This is a genomic window from Aeromonas sp. 602658, from assembly GCF_049173005.1.
In the GTDB taxonomy this organism is placed as follows: domain Bacteria; phylum Pseudomonadota; class Gammaproteobacteria; order Enterobacterales; family Aeromonadaceae; genus Aeromonas; species Aeromonas veronii_A.
Genome location: NZ_JAAKRF010000020.1, coordinates 1 through 17,625 on the forward strand (window position 1 = coordinate 1; position 17,625 = coordinate 17,625).

18 protein-coding genes and 2 tRNA genes are annotated in these 17,625 nt (G+C 56.3%); 3 read left to right on the top strand and 17 right to left on the bottom strand.

What is annotated here, in order from left to right:
• The 15 genes from G5253_RS13985 to ruvA form a co-directional block, all read right to left on the bottom strand.
• Positions 1–72 (bottom strand) — tRNA-Val (locus G5253_RS13985).
• A 31-nt stretch (positions 73–103) separates the two neighbouring features.
• Positions 104–179: transfer RNA gene (locus G5253_RS13990), tRNA-Lys, on the bottom strand.
• A gap of 174 nt (positions 180–353) precedes the next feature.
• Entirely contained in the window at positions 354–1,154 is an 801-nt protein-coding gene (gene ybgF / locus G5253_RS13995; protein WP_167571264.1) for a tol-pal system protein YbgF, read from the bottom strand.
• A 158-nt stretch (positions 1,155–1,312) separates the two neighbouring features.
• On the bottom strand, positions 1,313–1,837 hold the full coding sequence (gene pal, locus G5253_RS14000) for a peptidoglycan-associated lipoprotein Pal (RefSeq protein WP_005304908.1): 525 nt from the start codon (positions 1,835–1,837) through the stop codon (positions 1,313–1,315).
• 49 nt (positions 1,838–1,886) lie between these two features.
• Entirely contained in the window at positions 1,887–3,212 is a 1,326-nt protein-coding gene (gene tolB, locus G5253_RS14005) for a Tol-Pal system beta propeller repeat protein TolB (RefSeq protein WP_005335728.1), read from the bottom strand.
• A gap of 95 nt (positions 3,213–3,307) precedes the next feature.
• Entirely contained in the window at positions 3,308–4,441 is a 1,134-nt protein-coding gene (gene tolA, locus G5253_RS14010) for a cell envelope integrity protein TolA (protein ID WP_013723471.1), read from the bottom strand.
• Positions 4,442–4,446: 5 nt separating this feature from the next.
• A complete protein-coding gene (gene tolR / locus G5253_RS14015) occupies positions 4,447–4,893 on the bottom strand; it encodes a protein TolR (protein ID WP_266135417.1) in 447 nt (148 codons plus the stop codon).
• A complete protein-coding gene (gene tolQ, locus G5253_RS14020) occupies positions 4,893–5,570 on the bottom strand; it encodes a protein TolQ (RefSeq protein WP_218972410.1) in 678 nt (225 codons plus the stop codon). The genes tolR and tolQ overlap by 1 nt, the downstream gene beginning before the upstream one ends.
• A 1-nt stretch (position 5,571) precedes the next feature.
• Positions 5,572–5,979: a tol-pal system-associated acyl-CoA thioesterase gene (gene ybgC / locus G5253_RS14025; RefSeq protein WP_005335737.1), complete on the bottom strand. Its 408-nt coding sequence runs from the start codon at positions 5,977–5,979 to the stop codon at positions 5,572–5,574.
• A gap of 105 nt (positions 5,980–6,084) precedes the next feature.
• Positions 6,085–6,396, bottom strand: a complete 312-nt coding sequence (locus tag G5253_RS14030) for a cyd operon YbgE family protein (protein ID WP_041202810.1) — start codon at positions 6,394–6,396, stop codon at positions 6,085–6,087.
• The gene (gene cydX, locus G5253_RS14035) at positions 6,383–6,499 is read right to left on the bottom strand and encodes a cytochrome bd-I oxidase subunit CydX (protein ID WP_005304933.1); all 117 of its coding nucleotides are present in this window, start codon (positions 6,497–6,499) and stop codon (positions 6,383–6,385) included. Before cydX ends, G5253_RS14030 begins: the two co-directional genes overlap by 14 nt.
• Positions 6,500–6,513: 14 nt before the next feature.
• Positions 6,514–7,650: a cytochrome d ubiquinol oxidase subunit II gene (cydB, locus tag G5253_RS14040; RefSeq protein ID WP_139408789.1), complete on the bottom strand. Its 1,137-nt coding sequence runs from the start codon at positions 7,648–7,650 to the stop codon at positions 6,514–6,516.
• A gap of 11 nt (positions 7,651–7,661) precedes the next feature.
• The gene (locus G5253_RS14045) at positions 7,662–9,218 is read right to left on the bottom strand and encodes a cytochrome ubiquinol oxidase subunit I (RefSeq protein ID WP_227341407.1); all 1,557 of its coding nucleotides are present in this window, start codon (positions 9,216–9,218) and stop codon (positions 7,662–7,664) included.
• Positions 9,219–10,153: 935 nt separating this feature from the next.
• Entirely contained in the window at positions 10,154–11,164 is a 1,011-nt protein-coding gene (gene ruvB, locus G5253_RS14050; RefSeq protein ID WP_005335744.1) for a Holliday junction branch migration DNA helicase RuvB, read from the bottom strand.
• Between the two features lie 8 nt (positions 11,165–11,172).
• Entirely contained in the window at positions 11,173–11,787 is a 615-nt protein-coding gene (ruvA, locus tag G5253_RS14055) for a Holliday junction branch migration protein RuvA (RefSeq protein WP_216952061.1), read from the bottom strand.
• A gap of 261 nt (positions 11,788–12,048) precedes the next feature.
• Between ruvA and G5253_RS14060 the strand changes: the two genes are divergently transcribed.
• Positions 12,049–14,058: a methyl-accepting chemotaxis protein gene (locus tag G5253_RS14060; protein WP_421203580.1), complete on the top strand. Its 2,010-nt coding sequence runs from the start codon at positions 12,049–12,051 to the stop codon at positions 14,056–14,058.
• Between the two features lie 82 nt (positions 14,059–14,140).
• Here the strand turns inward: G5253_RS14060 and lysE are convergent, their stop codons facing one another.
• Together lysE and G5253_RS14070 are read right to left on the bottom strand one after the other, a co-directional pair.
• On the bottom strand, positions 14,141–14,752 hold the full coding sequence (lysE, locus tag G5253_RS14065; protein ID WP_421203582.1) for an L-lysine exporter: 612 nt from the start codon (positions 14,750–14,752) through the stop codon (positions 14,141–14,143).
• Positions 14,753–14,946: 194 nt separating this feature from the next.
• Positions 14,947–15,729, bottom strand: coding sequence for a LuxR family transcriptional regulator (locus tag G5253_RS14070; RefSeq protein WP_216952064.1), 783 nt, complete (start codon positions 15,727–15,729; stop codon positions 14,947–14,949).
• 62 nt (positions 15,730–15,791) lie between these two features.
• Here G5253_RS14070 and G5253_RS14075 point away from each other — a divergent pair, with 62 nt between their 5' ends.
• Positions 15,792–16,442, top strand: coding sequence for an acyl-homoserine-lactone synthase (locus G5253_RS14075; RefSeq protein WP_421203584.1), 651 nt, complete (start codon positions 15,792–15,794; stop codon positions 16,440–16,442).
• A 199-nt stretch (positions 16,443–16,641) separates the two neighbouring features.
• Complete coding sequence (locus G5253_RS14080; RefSeq protein ID WP_266135412.1) at positions 16,642–17,541, top strand: LysR family transcriptional regulator ArgP; 900 nt, start codon at positions 16,642–16,644, stop codon at positions 17,539–17,541.
• Positions 17,542–17,625 lie beyond the last annotated feature (84 nt).

Here is a 17,625-nt window from a genome sequence, read left to right on the forward strand (position 1 = left end):
GGTCGTTACTGGGATCGAACCAGTGACCCCCTCCTTGTAAGGGAGGTGCTCTCCCAGCTGAGCTAAACGACCTGGGAATTCTGTCTCCACCGAGTGGAGAAAATGGTGGGTCGTGCTGGATTCGAACCAGCGACCAATTGATTAAAAGTCAACTGCTCTACCGACTGAGCTAACGACCCTCACCACGACCAGTTCCGACTGCATTACTGCTTCGGCTCTGACGGCGGCCTATATTACGGATTTAAATTTCCGGTGCAACAGAAAATTCGTAATTTAAATCCGTTTGCTCACTGTGCGTACAAATGCAGGCTGTTTTTACAGTAGCGTTACGAAAACAGTGACATACAGCAATGTTACAGCTTGCTCAGACTCTGTTTGGCCAACTGGGCCGGCGAGGTGTTGGGATAGCCCTTGATCACCTGCTCATAGAAGGATTTGGCTTCCGCCTTCTTGCCATCCAGCTGCGCCAGCATACCCAGCTTCAGCAGCGCATCGGCTCGCTTGGGGGATTTGCTGTATTTGTTGGCCACGGTCGAGAACTGGGCCGAGGCACCGGCTCTGTCACCCTTGTTGAACAGCAACTGGCCGAGCCAGTAGTGTGCATTGGGAACATAGCCCGAATTGGGGTACTGCTTGATGAAGCCCTGGAAAGCCGGAATGGCTTTGTCGTAGTTCTTCTCTTTGAGCACCATGTTGACTGCTGCGTCGTAGGCCTGATTCTCATCCTGATTGGTTGAGTAATTGGCGGCGGCAGCCGGTGTGGCAGCAGCAGGGGCAGGGGCGGCTGGAGCAGCCTGCTGGCTGCTGGCAACCTTGTCGAGCTCCTGGTAGAGCTGACGCTGGCGCTCTTGCGACTGTTCCATCTGGTAGGTCTGCTGCTCCAGCTGACCACGCAGCTCGGAGACCTCCCCTTGCAGGGAGTCGACCTGCTGCTGTAATTCAGCTTGCAGTCGCAGACGGGCATTGAGGGTGCGCTCCAGCAGGGCAACCCGATCTTCCAGGCTACCGGTGGGCACGATGGCGCCGTTGTTGCCACTAAGGACAACGCCACCACCCGAGTCACCGCCCAGATCGCTGACCGGTGCTGCAGCTTGCGCATTCAGAGCAACCATTACGGCCAGCGCAACGACAGCTTGCTTGTACACAGATTTCATTCGGATCAAACCTTAGCGTTTAGTACAGATAAAACGGCCAGCGCCATCGTCGCTCGCATATGCAGATTTCATTCGGATCAAACCTTGGCGTTTAGTGCAAATAAAACGGCCATCGAAATGGCCGCTTGCATATAAACGAACTTCGTTCGGTTTAAACCTTAGTAAACCAGAACCGCGCGGCGGTTTTTGGCAAAGGCATCCTCGGTGTGAGACATGTCCAGCGGCTTCTCTTCGCCATAGCTGACGATGGAGAGCTGCTCGGCCTGCACACCCAGGGTTTGCAGATACTTGGCAACAGCCTTGGCACGACGCTCGCCCAGAGCGATGTTGTACTCGGGAGTACCGCGCTCATCGGCGTGACCTTCGATCAGGACTTTCACGCTCGGGCGCTCGCGCAGGTAGCTGGCGTGGGCATCCAGCAGATCAGCGTACTGACCCTGGATATCGTAACCGTCGAACGGGAAGTAGATCACGTTGTCACGCTGCAGTGCTTCGAACTTCTGACGCATCTGCTCTTCCGGGGACAACATGCCGTTGGCGCCGCCGGTTTGTACACCGCCCATGCCGTCGGTCATACCTGATTCAGCGCCAGCGGCGTCGGAATCAGAAGAAGAACTACAAGCGGCCAGGGTGAACAGTGGCAGTGCGATGGCCAAACCCTTGAGCAGTTTATTGAGTTGCATGCTATTTCCTTAAACCTTTATAACAAAACAAAAAACAATTGGATTTTTATCAATTCAAGAAGGGCGACCAAGCTGGTGCACGAATTTCACCGCTACTGGTCGGAAGCACAGCCTTGAAGCGACCATCAGTCGACACCAACGCGAGACTCTTACGACCCTGATAGATGGTGGCATAAATGATCATGCTGCCATTGGGAGCCACACTTGGCGACTCATCCAGAGCACTCTGGGTAAGGACCAACAGGGCATTGTTTTCCATGTCCTGACGGGCAATACGATACTGTCCCTGAACACGGGTCACCATCACCATGATTTTGCCATCAGGAGTGATGGATGCACCCTGGTTGGATTCACCTTCCCAAGTCATCCGGCGAGTCATACCAGTCGCCAAATTTACGCTATAAATCTGGGGTTTGCCACCACGTTCAGAGGTGAACAACAAATTTTGCCCATCCGGCATCCAGGAGGGTTCGGTGTCGATCACACGGCTGGTTGTGACGCGGGTCAGCTGCTTGCTAGCGACATCAACCACATAGAGGTTCGGTGAACCATCTTTGGAGAGAACGATAGCCAGACGACGACCATCCGGAGACCACTCCGGCGCCCCGTTAATACCGCGGAAACTGGTGATCAGGCTGCGCTGCTGGGTGTAGATATCCTGCACGTAGATTTCGGACTTCTGGTTCTCGAAGCTCACGTAAGCCAGCTTGCTGCCATCCGGCGACCAGGCCGGAGACATCAAGGGCTCGCGGGAGCGCAGCAGGGTCTTCTCGTTGTAACCGTCGTAGTCAGAAATGCGCAGCTGGTACGGGAACTGGGTACCCTGCTGTACGGAGACGTAAGCCAGACGGGTCAGGAAGGCACCGCGCTCGCCAGTCAGACGCTCATAGACGATGTCGGAGATACGGTGGGCAAACTGGCGCATCTGGGCACCCGGGATGGTCGCCATACGGCTATCCAGAATGTAACCGTTGCTCTCGCCACCTTGTGCCTTGGCCAGCTGACCCTTCAGCACATCGACCAGCTCGAAGTTCACCTTGTAGGTGCCGTCACCGACTGCCGAAATGGAACCCACCACCACGGCTTCAACCCCTTGGGAGGCCCAGGGAGCGAAGTTGATCTCGCTGCTGCTGCTCGGGGTCTGCGGCATCTGGCCACGGGCCAGCGGCTTGAACTTGCCGCTGCGCATCAGGTCGTTGGAGACCACTTCCGCGATGTCCTGCGGCAACTGCCCGTTGCCTTCCCACTTGAAGGGGGCGACAGCGATGGGGCGTGCGCTATCAATACCGCCGGTGATGACGATGTCCAGGGCCGCCTGGGCACTCTGGCCCAGCAACAAACAGCCAACCAAAGCAAAAAATACTTTTCTGATCATGGCTTAAATACTCGGTTCCAATATAGATGAGAGGTTAAATTCCTTTCTCGGTGAGAGGTTGCCAACCGGAGGCAAGCAACCTCGTTTTATCACGCTTAGATACTCGGTTCTAACTTCAGGTTAAATTCCTTCAACATCTCGAATGCCGCAGGATCCTTGGGCACAGGCAGTTGATTGGCTTTCAGAACAGCCGCCTTACCGGAACGACAAACCGCCGGGTCACCCTGGCCGTTATCTACCGATATGACAAAGCCACTGCTCGCAAGACGTACGCCGATAGTACATGTTTTGCCCCGCATGGTGGGATCCAAAATCATATACCGCTCAACAGTAGCCTTGATGAGCGCCGCATATTTGTCGACTTCGCCCTGGGCTGCTGCCGATGCCGCCTGACTGCGGGCATTGGCCTCAGCCGACAGCTGCTGCTGCATCATCTCTTCCATCTCTTTTTGCAGCTTGGCCTGCTCGGCCGCTTTACGCTTGCGCTCAGCCGCGATCTTGGCCTGCTTTTCGGCCTCTGCCTTGGCTTTCTTCTCTGCGTCAGCTTTTGCCTTTTTCTCAGCCTCTTCCTTGGCCTTCTTCTCGGCCTCGGCTTTGGCTTTTTTCTCTGCTTCTGCCTTGGCTTTCTTCTCGGCTTCGGCTTTGGCCTTCTTGTCAGCTTCCGCTTTCTTGGCCTTGGCTTCTGCCGCCTTTGCCTTCTCTTCGGCCTCTTTCTTCTCTTGTTCCTTTTTCTTCTTCAGCGCCAACGCCTTGCTTTCGGCTTCCGCCGCTTTACGCTCGGCTTCAGCCTTCTTGGCCTTCTGTTCTTCCAGCTTGCGGGCTTCCTCGGCTTTTTGGGCCTTCTCTTCCGCCTGCTTCTGCTCGGCCACCTTCTTCTGCTTCTCGGCCTCGGCCTTGCGAGTCGCCTCTTCGGCCTGCTTGCGCTTGGTCTCGGCGATGCGAAGCTGCTCCTGTTTCTGAGCCAGCTCGCGCTTGGCGAGATCCGTGTCTTCCTTATCCTTCTCTTTCTCTACCTTTTGAGGCTTGGGCTGAGATTTCTGCTGCTGGATCTGCTTGGCCTGTTCGTTGAGGAAATTCTCATCGAGCATGACGGCATTGACGATCTGCCCCTTCGATTCGGGTCGTTTCGGTTTGCTGAAATCGAGCCCGACAAACAGGATGATGCCGATGATCAGGTGCAGCAGAAACGACGCGATGAGATAACCGGAAATACCACGCTTCACATCCATCTCCGTTAGTTCACCGGATCTGTCATCAGGCCAACCTGAGGCACACCCGCTTTCTTGAGGGCCACCATCAACAGGATCACCTCTTCGTAGCGCACGGCCTTGTCACCCGCGACCACCACGGGGGCATTCTGGTTGATCGCCAGATAGCCCATGGCTTTTTCGGTGATGTATTGCTGCATCGCCTCTGGCGTGCCGCTTGGCACCGGCTCATCATCGGCTTCACCAGCCTTGATGACATACTCGCCTTCGGAATTGACGCTGACGATGAAGGGCGGCTTGGCATCTTCCGGCAACTGCTCGGACTCAGCCTGTGGCAGATCCACCTTGACCCCTTGCGTGATCACCGGCGTGACCGCCATAAAGATGATAAGCAGCACCAGCATGACGTCGATATAGGGAACCACGTTGATCTCGGCCACCTTCTTGCGCCGGATCCGCTGATAGGTTTGCATTACTGATCACCCTGCTGCTGTGCAATTTGACGGTTCAGAATGGTGGTGAACTCGTCCATGAAGTTGGCGTAGGCGTTCTCCAGCCGCTCGACCTTGTTGGAGAAGCGGTTGTAGAAGATAACCGCCGGGATAGCGGCAAACAGACCCATGGCGGTGGCGATCAGCGCTTCCGCGATACCCGGTGCCACCATCTGCAGGGTGGCCTGCTGCACCTGACCCAGGGCGATAAAGGCGTTCATGATCCCCCATACGGTACCAAACAGACCGATATAGGGGCTGATGGAGCCGATGGTCGCCAGCACCGGCAAGTTGGATTCCAGATCATCCACCGCGCGGGAGAGGGAGACGCGCATGGCGCGGTAGGTACCATCCATTACCGCATCCTGACCACGGGCACCGGCCTTGAGCAGGCGGGCATACTCCTTGAAGCCGGAGTAGAAGATATCTTCCATGCCTTCGATATCATCGCGGCGGGAAGAGGACTCCTGATAGAGGCGATTGAGATCGACCCCTGACCAGAAGCGATCTTCAAACTGTTCCGATGCGAGATTGGCCGCCTTGATCGCCTTTGAACGCTGGATAATCAGCGCCCAGGAGACGACCGACATGCTCATCAGGGTCATCATGACCAGTTTTACCAACAGGCTGGCTTGCCAAAACAGGCCAATAAACGAAATTTCAGCGTGCACTTAACAGCACTCCCTTGATTTTTTCAGGTATAGCTACAGGTTTCATTTGCGGATGACTGACACAGGCTATCTGTACCATCGCCTGGGTGATCAGTCGTCCATCAGCCGCCAGGATCTGCTGCGAAAAGCGCAGGGATGCGCGTTTCACTTCAATCACTTGCGTTAATACATTCAATAGTTCATTAAAACGGGCCGCCGAGCGGAAATCGATCTCAGTTCGGCTCACCACGAAGGCATATCCCTCCTGCAGCCAGACGTCCTGTTCGACCCCTTTGGCACGAAGAAACTCGGTGCGAGCACGTTCCATAAACTTGAGATAATTGGCGTTGTAGACGATGCCCCCGGCGTCGGTGTCTTCGTAGTAGACACGCACCGGAAACTCAAAGACTTCCCCCATAACAATCTGTGATCCATTCGACAGTCAGATGGGGGGCTATCATAGCGCAGGGCTGAATAGGAAAGAAGCAGGGGGAGACAGGGAAATCCTGCCTCCCCCCGTTTTTTATGAAAGGAAATATGAATGTGTCAGCCAGAGGCCATACAACAAACTGGGCCAGGCGAGCCAGGGGTTGAACAGCACACGTCCGGGCAGGCTTTTCAGATGAAAGCCAAGCCCGTTAAGTACGCCACAACAGACGGCCCACATCAGCCAGGGAGCAAGCCAGAGACCATGCTCGCTGGTGTTGGCCGCGATCAGATTGGGGGCCTGTAAAATAGCGACGGCCAACAAGGCCGCCGCGAGTAACATCAACCCCTGCCACGGCTGCCGCTCCAGGGGAGCGGCCAGCCTGGCGAGTCGATCACTTGTTTTCATCGATCTGACGATCCATGTTCTCGGTGTGTTCCAACCACAACGCATTGATGATGCCAAATGCACAGGCCAGCAACAGCCCCAGGATCCAGGTGAAATACCACATTGTCAGCGCACCTCTTAATAGAGAGATTGTTGGTTATCTTCGATGTGCTTGTTGGTTACCCGGCCAAACATCTTGATGTAAGTCCAGATGGTGTAACCCAGCACAATCGGTACGAAGACTGCTGCGGCCACAGTCATCACCTGCAAGGTGTTGAAAGAGGCGGTAGCATCCCACATGGTCAGGCTCAGTGACGGCTCAAGGCTTGAGGGCATCACGAACGGGAACATGGAGAAACCGGCAGTGAGGATGACCCCGGCAATCGCCAGCGAGGAGCTGGTAAACGCCAGCCAGCCGATGTTCATGCGGGCAAACAGCGCAGTCAGCAGGCTCATGGCCAGGCCCAGTACAGGGGCAGCCACCATCCACGGATAGAGGGTGTAGTTGTTCATCCAGGCACCAGCCTGCAGGACAACTTCCTTGTTCATCGGGTTGGATACTGCGTCAGTCGCGGCAGCCTTGACGATGACATACCCTTCCATACCGCTTACCCACCAACCCGCGGCAGCAAACAGCACCAGAGTCAGCAGTGAGCAGATCATGGCGGCAGTACGGGAACGTGCCAGCACTTCCCCGTCGGTCTTCATCATCAACCAGGTTGCGCCCTGGGTGAGCAGCATGAACAGGCTCACCAGACCAGCCAGAATGCCGAACGGGTTAAGCAGGCCGAAGAAGTTGCCGTGATAGGTCAACATCATGAACTGGTTAAACTCGAACGGAACGCCTTGCAGCAGGTTGCCAAAGGCCACACCAAAGACGATGGGCGGTACGGCGCTACCGGCGAACAAGGCCCAGTCCCAGTTGCTGCGCCATTTTGCATCAGCACGCAGCGAGCGGTACTTGAAACCGACCGGACGCAGGAACAGCGCCATCAAGGTCAGGATCATGGCGATGTAGAAGCCGGAGAAGGTCGCGGCATACACCATCGGCCAGGCGGCGAACAAGGCGCCACCGGCAGTGACCAGCCAAACCTGGTTACCTTCCCAGTGCGGCCCCATGGTGTTGAGCATCACGCGGCGCTCGACATCTTTCTTGCCGACGAACGGGAGCAGTGCGCCTACCCCCATGTCGAAGCCGTCCGTGATGGCAAAACCGATCAGCAGTACGCCGACCAGAGCCCACCAGATGACACGCAGAGTTTCGTAATCAAACATGGTCGCTCTCCTTATGCCTTGATCTGTTCAAAGTGATACTTGCCAGTCTTCAGGCTGCTGGGGCCAAGACGGGCATACTTGAACATCAGGTACATCTCGATAACCAGAAGTACGGTATAGAACAGGCAGATACCGATCAGAGAGAACCAGATCTCGGCTGCAGGCAAGTTGGATGCAGAGAGGGAAGTCGGCAACACCTCTGCAATGGTCCACGGTTGGCGACCATATTCGGCAACAAACCAGCCAGCTTCGATGGCGATCCACGGCAGCGGGATACCCCACAGCAGAGCCTTGAGCAGCCACTTGCGCTGGCCGATCTGGTGACGGGCACTGTCATAGAAGGCCATACCAATCAGTACCAGCATCAGCATGCCGACGGCAACCATGATGCGGAAGGCGAAGAACAGCGGCAGAACCTGCGGGATGGAGTCATCCACGGCGGCCTTGATCTGCTCGTCGGTAGCATCGGTCACATTGCTGGTGTAGCGCTTGAGCAGCAGACCGTAGCCCAGATCCTGCTTCACTTCGTCGAAGCGAGCGCGGGTCTCGTCAGACTTGTCACCGGATTGCAGCTTGGTCAGCAAGTCGTAAGCGGTCATACCGTTACGAACGCGCAGTTCGTGCTCGCTCTTCAGATCCTTCAGACCGGTTACCTGACCGTCCAGAGAACGGGTAGCGATAATGCCCAGTGCATAGGGGATCTTGATGGCGTAGTCGGTGCGCATCTCTTCCTGATTCGGAATACCGAACAGGGTAAAGGCGGCCGGAGCAGGTTCAGTTTCCCACTCAGCTTCGATAGCGGCCAGTTTCACCTTCTGCACTTCACCGGTCTCGTAACCGGATTCGTCACCGAGGATCAGCACGGACACGATGGAAGCCATACCGAACGCAGCGGCAATGGCGAAGGAGCGACGGGCAAACGCCACATCACGATTCTTCAACAGGTAGTAGGAGGAGATACCCAGCACAAACATGGCGCCACAGGTATAACCAGCCGCCACAGTGTGAACGAACTTGACCTGAGCAACAGGGTTGAGCACCACGTCAGCGAAGCTCATCATCTCCATCCGCATGGATTCGAAGTTGAACTCTGCCCCGACCGGGTTCTGCATCCAGCCGTTGGCGACCAGGATCCAGAGGGCGGAGAGGTTGGTGCCCAGCGCCATCAACCAGGTGGCAGCCAGATGCTGATGCTTACTCAGACGATCCCAACCAAAGAAGAACATACCGACGAAGGTGGACTCCAGGAAGAAGGCCATCAGCCCTTCGATAGCCAGCGGGGCCCCGAAGATATCGCCGACATAATGGGAGTAGTACGCCCAGTTCGTCCCGAACTGGAACTCCATGGCCAGACCTGTGGTGACCCCCAGGGCAAAGTTGATACCAAACAACTTACCCCAGAATTTGGTCATGTCCCGGTAGATGGTGTTGTTGGTCATCACATAGACGGATTCCATGATCGCCAGGAGAAAGGCCATTCCCAGCGTCAGGGGTACAAACAAAAAGTGATAAAGGGCCGTCGCAGCGAACTGGAACCGCGATAGGTCTACCACATGCTCAGCAATCATGATGTTTCCTCACCGATTATTGGCACGGCTATTTTAAGTTTTAAGCACAAAGCTTCCGTTGGGGGTTATCGAATGGGCCCCGTTGAGACGCATCACAACAAAACACTTTCAGTAACCACCAATATTAACAACAAGGCAACGCGAAAACACAAACAAAGCTAATGTTTAACAATTAAAAAACAATAAGCTTCAATTTATTCTCGCTCATTATGACCGGGTTTTTATATCACCTTTATTTGATTGAAATCAATGTAAAAGGACCCGCCATACATGGCTTTCAAAGCCATGTTTAATCTATTTCACGATTATTGAAGCGAGCCAGATCACAAAAGATGACAATGCGTAAAATATTGATTTAAATCAATTTAAGAATTTGACATCCGGCCACCCCATTTAATTTGAAAAATGTCGATGACGCGCCTTTTTCCATGTTATCCAGGTCAGGCGAACTGATTCGAAAACTCAATTTAAAACTACAAACAATGCATACTCATGCGAACCAATTTCATCAATCACTACATTAGATAAACTAATTTGAAGGTTGCAATTTTTCTTGTTTGCCCGGGCCGATACGAGCTCCTACAATGCGCCTCGCAGTGAGGGCATACCCTTGGATACAGGCCGGTTAATCCGGGTTCACGGTACGTATTCGACCATCAATTTGAACCTGTCTATTGGAATCGAAGATGAAAAAGTTTGTTGCTAAAACCATCCGTTACTACAAGCTTTCCTTTGTTCAGCTCTATCAACTGAACCGACTCTGAGAGCTCGCGACGGCTCACCTGTTTATTTTCCGGTCTGTGTCCAGACGCACTCACTGTCTGTGAACATCCATCCTGAATTGTCTTTGCCCACCGCATCAGCCGTGGGCTTTTTTTTTGCCCGAATAACAAAAAACCGCCTTTGACGGCGGTTTTTTGTTCAAACGACTGTTTTTACTTCTCATCTGGTCGCTGAAGACCGAAATGAGCATATGCTCGTGTGGTCGCAATCCGTCCTCTGGGTGTACGTTGCAGATACCCTTGCTGGATCAGATAAGGCTCAAGCACATCTTCGATAGTATCTTTCTCTTCCCCGATCGCGGCGGCCAGATTATCGAGACCCACCGGCCCCCCCATAAACTTGTCTATGACAGCCAACAATAACTTGCGGTCCATGAAGTCAAAACCTTCGTTATCGACATCCAGCATGTCCATGGCGCGGGCCGCGATGGGGCCATCGATCCGGCCATCGGATTTGACCTGGGCGAAGTCACGCACTCGTCTTAACAAACGGTTAGCAATCCGCGGCGTACCGCGAGAGCGACGGGCGACCTCAATGGCACCATCTTCCGTCATGTCGAGCCCCAGACAACGGGCACTGCGGGAGACGATATCGGTCAGGTCCTTGACGTTGTAAAACTCCAGCCGCTGGACGATGCCGAAGCGATCCCGCAGCGGGCTGGTGAGTGAACCGGCCCGGGTGGTAGCGCCAATCAGGGTAAAGGGAGGCAGATCCAGCTTGATGGAGCGAGCCGCTGGTCCCTCCCCGATCATGATGTCGAGCTGGTAATCCTCCATCGCCGGATAGAGCACCTCTTCCACCACCGGGCTGAGACGGTGGATCTCGTCGATGAACAACACATCGTTCGGTTCAAGGTTGGTGAGCAGCGCCGCCAGATCCCCCGCTTTCTCCAGCACCGGGCCGGAGGTGGTCTTGATATTGACACCCATCTCGTTGGCGACGATGTTGGCGAGGGTGGTCTTACCCAAGCCCGGCGGACCGAAGATCAGCAGGTGATCGAGCGCTTCACCCCGCTGACGGGCCGCTTCGATAAAGATCTCCATCTGCTCGCAGACGGTATCCTGACCGGTGTAATCAGCCAGCTTCTTGGGGCGGATAGCCCGGTCAATAATGTCATCCTCACGGGCGGCACTGGCCGAAATGAGGCGGTCTGCTTCAATCATCAACTACCTCATACCAGGCTACGCAGGGATTCACGGATGATATCTTCCACCGACATCCCCTCTTTGGCGATCTTGCTGACAATCTGGCTCGCCTGCTGCGGCTTGTAACCGAGGGCCACCAGCGCACTGGCCGCCTCTTCGGTCACATCCGGTGCCCGCAATTCTGGCTCACTGGCTGGCAGGGTGACCATGGCCGGGGAGAAGAGGTCGTGACTGACCCAGCCCTTGAGGCGATCCTTCATCTCCACCACCAGACGCTCGGCGGTCTTCTTGCCGACTCCCGGCAGTTTGACCAAAGAGCTTATCTCTTCACGTTCGACACTCAGCACGAATTGGGTAGCTGTCATGCCGGAGAGAATAGCCAGCGCCAGCTTGGGGCCGACTCCGTTGGTCTTGATCAGCTCGCGGAACAGCGCCCGCTCCTGTTTGTGGTTAAAACCATAGAGCAACTGGGCATCTTCCCGCACCACGAAGTGAGTGTGGATGGTCGCCTCCTTGCCGATCTCCGGCAAATCATAGAAGCAGCTCATCGGCATATGAACCTCGTAACCAACCCCGCCTACTTCCAGCAAGACCTCGGGGGGCTGCTTCTCAATGACAATGCCTCTCAAGCGACCAATCACGGCTCTCTCCTCACCAATACAGCTATTCGCAAATTGGCTCATAGCATAAAGAATAACTGGATAAGTATCCAGCATAGGGCAGCAACCCTCTGGTATCCGGAGAAGCTTTTTCGCAAATTGGCCACCATGCTTGATCTAGTTCAGCCTGCGTGTACGGGATGTTTCTGCACCGTACCGGACTCCGACTGGGCATGAGCCACTACACTAAATCCGTTCGGAACCGAAATTGATGCCAGTGCAGATACCAAGGAAGGCCATCATATGAAAATTGTTACCACCGCCAATCTGGGTCTTGCCATCTTGCTCGGCTGCACGCTGGGGATGGGGGTCGTGGGCTGGTATGGCAGCCAGCGGCTGGCCGGCCTGCTCACCTATGTGTTGGGAAGCGCCTGGCAGACCGCCGATGGCGCCATGGAAGGCTCCATCGAACTGGGCAATCAACAGTTACAGATTCAGAAGATGCAAAACGGCACCCCGCTCAATCGCACCGAGCTTGATGCCGCCAAGGCGGCGACCGATGATGCGCTGGCCCGGGTCAGCCAGGGTCAGCTCATTGATGGCGCAGTCCTGGCCACTATGGAGCAGCAGAAGCTGGCCTATCAACAACAACAAGAGAAGCTGTTGACGCTCTATCACGCCTATACCGAGGTGGATCAGGCCCTGCATCACAACGCCGAGCTGATGGCACGACTCTCGACCCAGCTGGAGGTGATTGGCGATGGGGCGGTAGAGGTGCTGACCCAGGCCCCCGACCAGACCATCAGCTGGAACAGCGGCCTCTCCACCCGCTGGGAAGCGGCCGACGGGGGAATGGAGTCCAATATCGGCTTTTTGCGCCAGCTCTATGCGCTGGAGAAGATGCGCAGACAAGGGGTAACGGAGGCGATCAAGGTCGAGCTGAAAGAGGCGACCGATTTCTATCACGAAGCGATCGACAGCATGCTCGGTACCGGGCTGTTCGATATCGAGGGAACCGGCGAATTTGCCGGCAAGCCGCTGGCGACACAGTATCGCACCCTGTTGGCCCGACATCAGCAGCTGATGGGGCAGTGGATCGAGGCGCTCGGCAGCTATCAGGCCCAGCAGGCTCTCTATGAGGCCAGTGCCGACCAGCTACAGCAACAACTGGTTGCCATCGAGGCAAGCGGTGATGCCACCGTCGAGGATCAGGTAGTCCAGCTCAACGGCATCATCAGCCAAACCCGCACCCTGCTGCTGGGCGGCCTGTTGCTTAGCCTGATGATGGTCACCCTCTGTGGCTTCTGGCTGACCCGCAAGCTGGTCACCCCGCTGCTGCAAGTGGACAAACGGATGCAGGATATCGCCGCCGGCGAGGGGGATCTCAACGCCCGCATCAACCTGCAGCGGGATGACGAGATAGGCTCGCTGGCCAACAGCGTGGATCGCTTCATCGAGAAATTGCAGAAGATGATCAGCTCCACCATGGACAACAACCGGCACATCAGCGAACACGTTCACACCTCGGTCAACCGGGTGGAGGCGATCAGCCAGAGCAGCCGCCAGACCGCCGAACATGCGCTGGCCCTGCATCAGGACAGTGAACAAATGGTACAAGTCGCTACCGGTATTTCTGACAACTGCAGCATGGCGGCCCACAATGCCAACGAGGTGCGCCAGCTAACCACCGAAAGTAGCCAATATGTCGCCTCTGCCAGTGCGGGCATGCAGCGGGTGGTGCAGGAGGTGGGCGAGTGCGCCATCGCCATCAACGCCCTCAAGGAGCAGGCGGGCCAGATCGGCCAGATCATCTCCACCATCAGCGAAATCTCGGAGCAGACCAACCTGCTGGCCCTCAATGCGGCTATCGAAGCAGCCCGCGCGGGGGAGATGGGACGTGGCTTTGCTGTGGTCGCGGACGAGGTGCGCACCCTGGCCAATCGCACGGCGACATCAAGCGCCGAGATCAGCCAGGTGATCAGCAGCATCCAGCAGCAGACCGAGAGCGCCTACCTGATGATGCAGCGCAACCTCAAGACGGTGGAGTCCGGCATGCAGGACTCCGAGAACACCAAGCAGATCCTGTTCAAGGTGGAAGGCGCCATCGACCAGCTGGCCGACATGGTGCAGCAGGTGGCCGTAGCCACAGGTCAACTGTCACACACCCTGAGCCACTCCTCTGACAAGGTCTCCGGCATCAGTCTGCAAGCCAGAACCGGCGAACAGGAGGCGCAGGAGTGCCTGCAGCTCGCCTCCTCGCTCCATCAAGCCAGCCTGCTGCAACAGCGCCTGCTCTCCCAGTTCCGAGTCTGACCCCCTCCAATAGCGAAGATGCCACTCCCTGCGAGTGGCATCTTTTTGTTACCGGTCGCTCATTCCTGCCGCCTTAACTTCCTCAACTTCCTATGGCCAGTTGAATAGCCAGACTCAGCATGATGATGCCGACCAGCAGATCGATCCCCCGCTGCACCCCTCCTCGCGCTAGCCAGGGCGCCAATGCGGCCGCTCCCAGCGCAAGCGAGTAAAACCACACCAGCGAGGCCAGCATGGCCCCCGCAGCAAAGGCCGGACGCAGGGACTCGCTCACCTGACTGCCAAGGGAGCCGAGCAGCATCAGGGTATCGAGATAGACATGGGGATTGAGCAGGGTGACCCCTAGCGTCATGGCCAGTACGCTTCTGGCTCTCATCCGTTGCGAAGAGTCGGCCAGTCCGCCCTCCTGTCCATGCCAGGCGCTGCGCAGGGAGCGAACCCCAAACCAGCCGAGAAACAGCACGCCGCCCCAGGTAAGCAGCATCATGCCAATCGGGCTGGTAGCCAGCAGATTGGCTCCGCCAAATACCCCTATAGCGATCAGAATGAGGTCGCAGAAACTGCAGAGTGTGGCGCTCAGCAGATGGTGATTGCGATGGATGCCTCTGCTCAGCACAAAGGCATTCTGGGCGCCGATGGGGATGATCATGGCAAGACCTATGGTGAAGCCTTGCAGGGTCGTGGTCAGCAGCATGGAAAGTTCCGTTCGAAGTGATGAATGAACGGCACTATAGCGAGCCCTGTTCCCTCTTAGAAATTCATTGATTTACTGGTTCATTCATTTTGCTAATGATGAAGCTTTTCTATTCAATCCCTTGTCAATTACCGGATCTGACAATTGTGACCCTCATACAGCAGCAGGAGAATCTGTGGCATGTGAGACTCGGACTACTGCAACACTCGGGGAAAATTGGTGACCACCACCTGCTCCAGATTGGGCAACAGCAAGCCGGTCCCCACCCCCTTGGCAATGGCCTGGTAGCGGTTCATGGAGCCGGTTTTGCGGGTGACCTGATTGAGGTGGTAATTGACCGTGCGCTCCGTGATGCCGAGGATGCAGGCTATCTCGCAGGAGGTCTTTCCTTCGCTGGCCCAAAACAGACACTCGGTTTCGCGCTCGGTCAGGGGCTCTTTGCCCGCACTGTCCATCATGCTGAAACGCACCACCCGGATTGCGGCATCGAAGATGTAGTTCGACATCCATGAGAGGATCGGCGACGACTCCAGCAGCAGATCGCTCGAGGCCCGCTCGGACGTGATAAAGGAGAGGATCCCGTTCTCCCCGGCTGCACCGTGCAGGGGGAAGGAGATGCCATTGCGTAGCCCGAACTCGGCTGCCAGCCCCATCACATCCATGCTTCCCTCTTGCAGAAAACTGGCTCGCTCATCGAGGCGATTCCAGTAGATGGGCAGAGTCTGCTTGCGCGCCAGCTGGATCACCGGATCACATGCCAGCATGTTGTTTTCGGTGTAGGCCTGCACCCAGGAGTCAGGGCAGTGATTGAACAGCACCACCTTGGGTCTTTGCATCGACATCGGCAGGATCAGCGCGAAGCGGTAGTAGTCGTAGCCCATCCCGAGCGTGAAGTGACCGATCAGCTCGGCCAGACGGTTGCCATCCGTCACCGAAGTGAAATGTTCGAGATACTCAAGCAGTTGGTCTCTTTTCATATGAAAGCCCCCTTGGCCAGACATGTGATTATAACGGCGAATAGCAAGACAGAGGGCCCATAATGTTGGTTTTCAAAGGAAAATTGAGAGAGCATCCACGAAATGAGGTAGAGGAGGAACTCTATCGCTTTCGAAATCGCGTCTTTTCCGACCGGCTCGGCTGGGATGTAGAGTCCCATCGGGGACTCGAGCGTGACAGCTTTGATACGCCAGACACCCATTGGGTGCTGATCGAGGATAAACAAGGGCTGTGCGGCTGTATTCGCCTGCTCAACTGTGCCGATGCCTATATGCTGCCCACCATCTTCCCCACCGCCCTTGCCGGTGAAAGTGCACCACGCACCCCCGATGTCTGGGAACTGACCCGTCTAGCCATCGATGCCGGCCGTGCTCCGCGGATGGTCAATGGCGTCAGCGAGCTCACCTGCGTTATCTTTCGCGAAGTCTATGCCTTCGCCCATGCTCACGGGATCCGGGAGCTGGTCGCTGTCGTCAGCCTGCCGGTAGAGCGCATCTTTCGTCGTCTCGGACTGCCCATCGAGCGGCTCGGTCACCGCCAGACGGTGGATCTGGGGGCCGTGCGCGGGGTGGGGATCCGCTTCCATCTGGATGAACGTTTCGCCCGTGCCGTTGGCCAACCTCTGCTGGGCCACTATCAAACCAGCCACATTCTACTGCAGCAACCATCAAGGGCGCTGACAGCGCAGTCATAAAAAATCCCGGGAAAACAGACCCGGGATAAACAGATCGCTATGAGCCCGCAGGCTAACCCACGGATCAGCGGGCAGTATCCTCCCTCAACAACCTGATCACTACTGTCAGAAATCACAGCATAACGTCCCTGTCACCACTCATTGTTGTCCCCTGCCGAGTGACGTAGAGTCAGCCCAGAAGCAACGCAAGGGAGGGAAGATGAAAGAGCTGGACTACAAACTGCTGCGGGCGTTGGATGCGGTACTGCAGGAACAGAACTTCGAGCGGGCGGCCAAGTCGCTCCATATCACCCAGTCGGCCATCTCCCAGCGGATCAAGCAGCTGGAGCAGCAGTTTGCCGAGCCGCTGCTCATCCGCAGCCAGCCGCTGCAAGCGACCCCGCTCGGCCAGAAGCTGCTGGCACACTATCGTCAGGTCCACCAGCTAGAGCTGGAACTGGCTGGTGAGCTGGCTCCCGCCACACCACAAGCACCCATCCGGATCAGTATCGCCGTCAATGCCGACAGCCTGGCCACCTGGTTTCTGCCCTCGATTACTCCCTTGCTTGAGCAGCATCCCATCGAACTCAACCTGCTGGTGGATGACGAGTGCCGCACCCTCGACAAGGTGCGCGAGGGACAGGCCTTCGGCGCGGTCAGCCTGAGCCCCCAACCGCTGGCGGGTTGCTGTGTCGACGAGCTGGGTGAGATGAACTATCTGCTCACCGCCAGCCCGGCCTTTGTGGCTCGCCATTTTCCTCGCGGTCTGACCCGGGAAGCACTGGCCAAGGCACCGGCAGTAGCGTTCGATCAGCGAGATGACATGCATGTAAGCTTTATGAGGGAGCAGTTCGGGCTGGAGCCTGGCGGCTACCCCTGCCATACGGTTCATTCGTCGGAGGCCTTTGTCGCCATGGCCGAACAGGGAGTAGCCTACTGTCTTATCCCGGAATTACAGATCAGGAGACAACTGGAGAGTGGCTCACTGGTCAACCTCAGCCCAGAGCGCATCCTGACGGAGCGACTCTACTGGCACCGTTGGGTACTGGAAAAAGGGGTACACAAACAGCTCTCTTTACGGCTCATCGACTATGCCCGCAGCTCTCTGAAACCACGCTGATCAGGCCATTCACCTTGGCTTTGCAGGGCTAAAAACGTATAGTGCTGGGCGTTTCTTCATCAGGTCTCCACTCAGGTTCCCCAT

Bases quoted from the DNA above. Each gene is read 5' to 3' on its own strand.
- ybgF (WP_167571264.1), bottom strand. From the start codon at position 1,154: ATGAAATCTGTGTACAAGCAAGCTGTCGTTGCGCTGGCCGTAATGGTT.
- pal (WP_005304908.1), bottom strand. From the start codon at position 1,837: ATGCAACTCAATAAACTGCTCAAGGGTTTGGCCATCGCACTGCCACTG.
- tolB (WP_005335728.1), bottom strand. From the start codon at position 3,212: ATGATCAGAAAAGTATTTTTTGCTTTGGTTGGCTGTTTGTTGCTGGGC.
- tolA (WP_013723471.1), bottom strand. From the start codon at position 4,441: ATGGATGTGAAGCGTGGTATTTCCGGTTATCTCATCGCGTCGTTTCTG.
- tolR (WP_266135417.1), bottom strand. From the start codon at position 4,893: ATGCAAACCTATCAGCGGATCCGGCGCAAGAAGGTGGCCGAGATCAAC.
- ybgC (WP_005335737.1), bottom strand. From the start codon at position 5,979: ATGGGGGAAGTCTTTGAGTTTCCGGTGCGTGTCTACTACGAAGACACC.
- G5253_RS14030 (WP_041202810.1), bottom strand. From the start codon at position 6,396: ATGAAAACAAGTGATCGACTCGCCAGGCTGGCCGCTCCCCTGGAGCGG.
- cydX (WP_005304933.1), bottom strand. From the start codon at position 6,499: ATGTGGTATTTCACCTGGATCCTGGGGCTGTTGCTGGCCTGTGCATTT.
- cydB (WP_139408789.1), bottom strand. From the start codon at position 7,650: ATGTTTGATTACGAAACTCTGCGTGTCATCTGGTGGGCTCTGGTCGGC.
- G5253_RS14045 (WP_227341407.1), bottom strand. From the start codon at position 9,218: ATGATTGCTGAGCATGTGGTAGACCTATCGCGGTTCCAGTTCGCTGCG.
- ruvB (WP_005335744.1), bottom strand. From the start codon at position 11,164: ATGATTGAAGCAGACCGCCTCATTTCGGCCAGTGCCGCCCGTGAGGAT.
- G5253_RS14060 (WP_421203580.1), top strand. From the start codon at position 12,049: ATGAAAATTGTTACCACCGCCAATCTGGGTCTTGCCATCTTGCTCGGC.
- lysE (WP_421203582.1), bottom strand. From the start codon at position 14,752: ATGCTGCTGACCACGACCCTGCAAGGCTTCACCATAGGTCTTGCCATG.
- G5253_RS14070 (WP_216952064.1), bottom strand. From the start codon at position 15,729: ATGAAAAGAGACCAACTGCTTGAGTATCTCGAACATTTCACTTCGGTG.
- G5253_RS14075 (WP_421203584.1), top strand. From the start codon at position 15,792: ATGTTGGTTTTCAAAGGAAAATTGAGAGAGCATCCACGAAATGAGGTA.
- G5253_RS14080 (WP_266135412.1), top strand. From the start codon at position 16,642: ATGAAAGAGCTGGACTACAAACTGCTGCGGGCGTTGGATGCGGTACTG.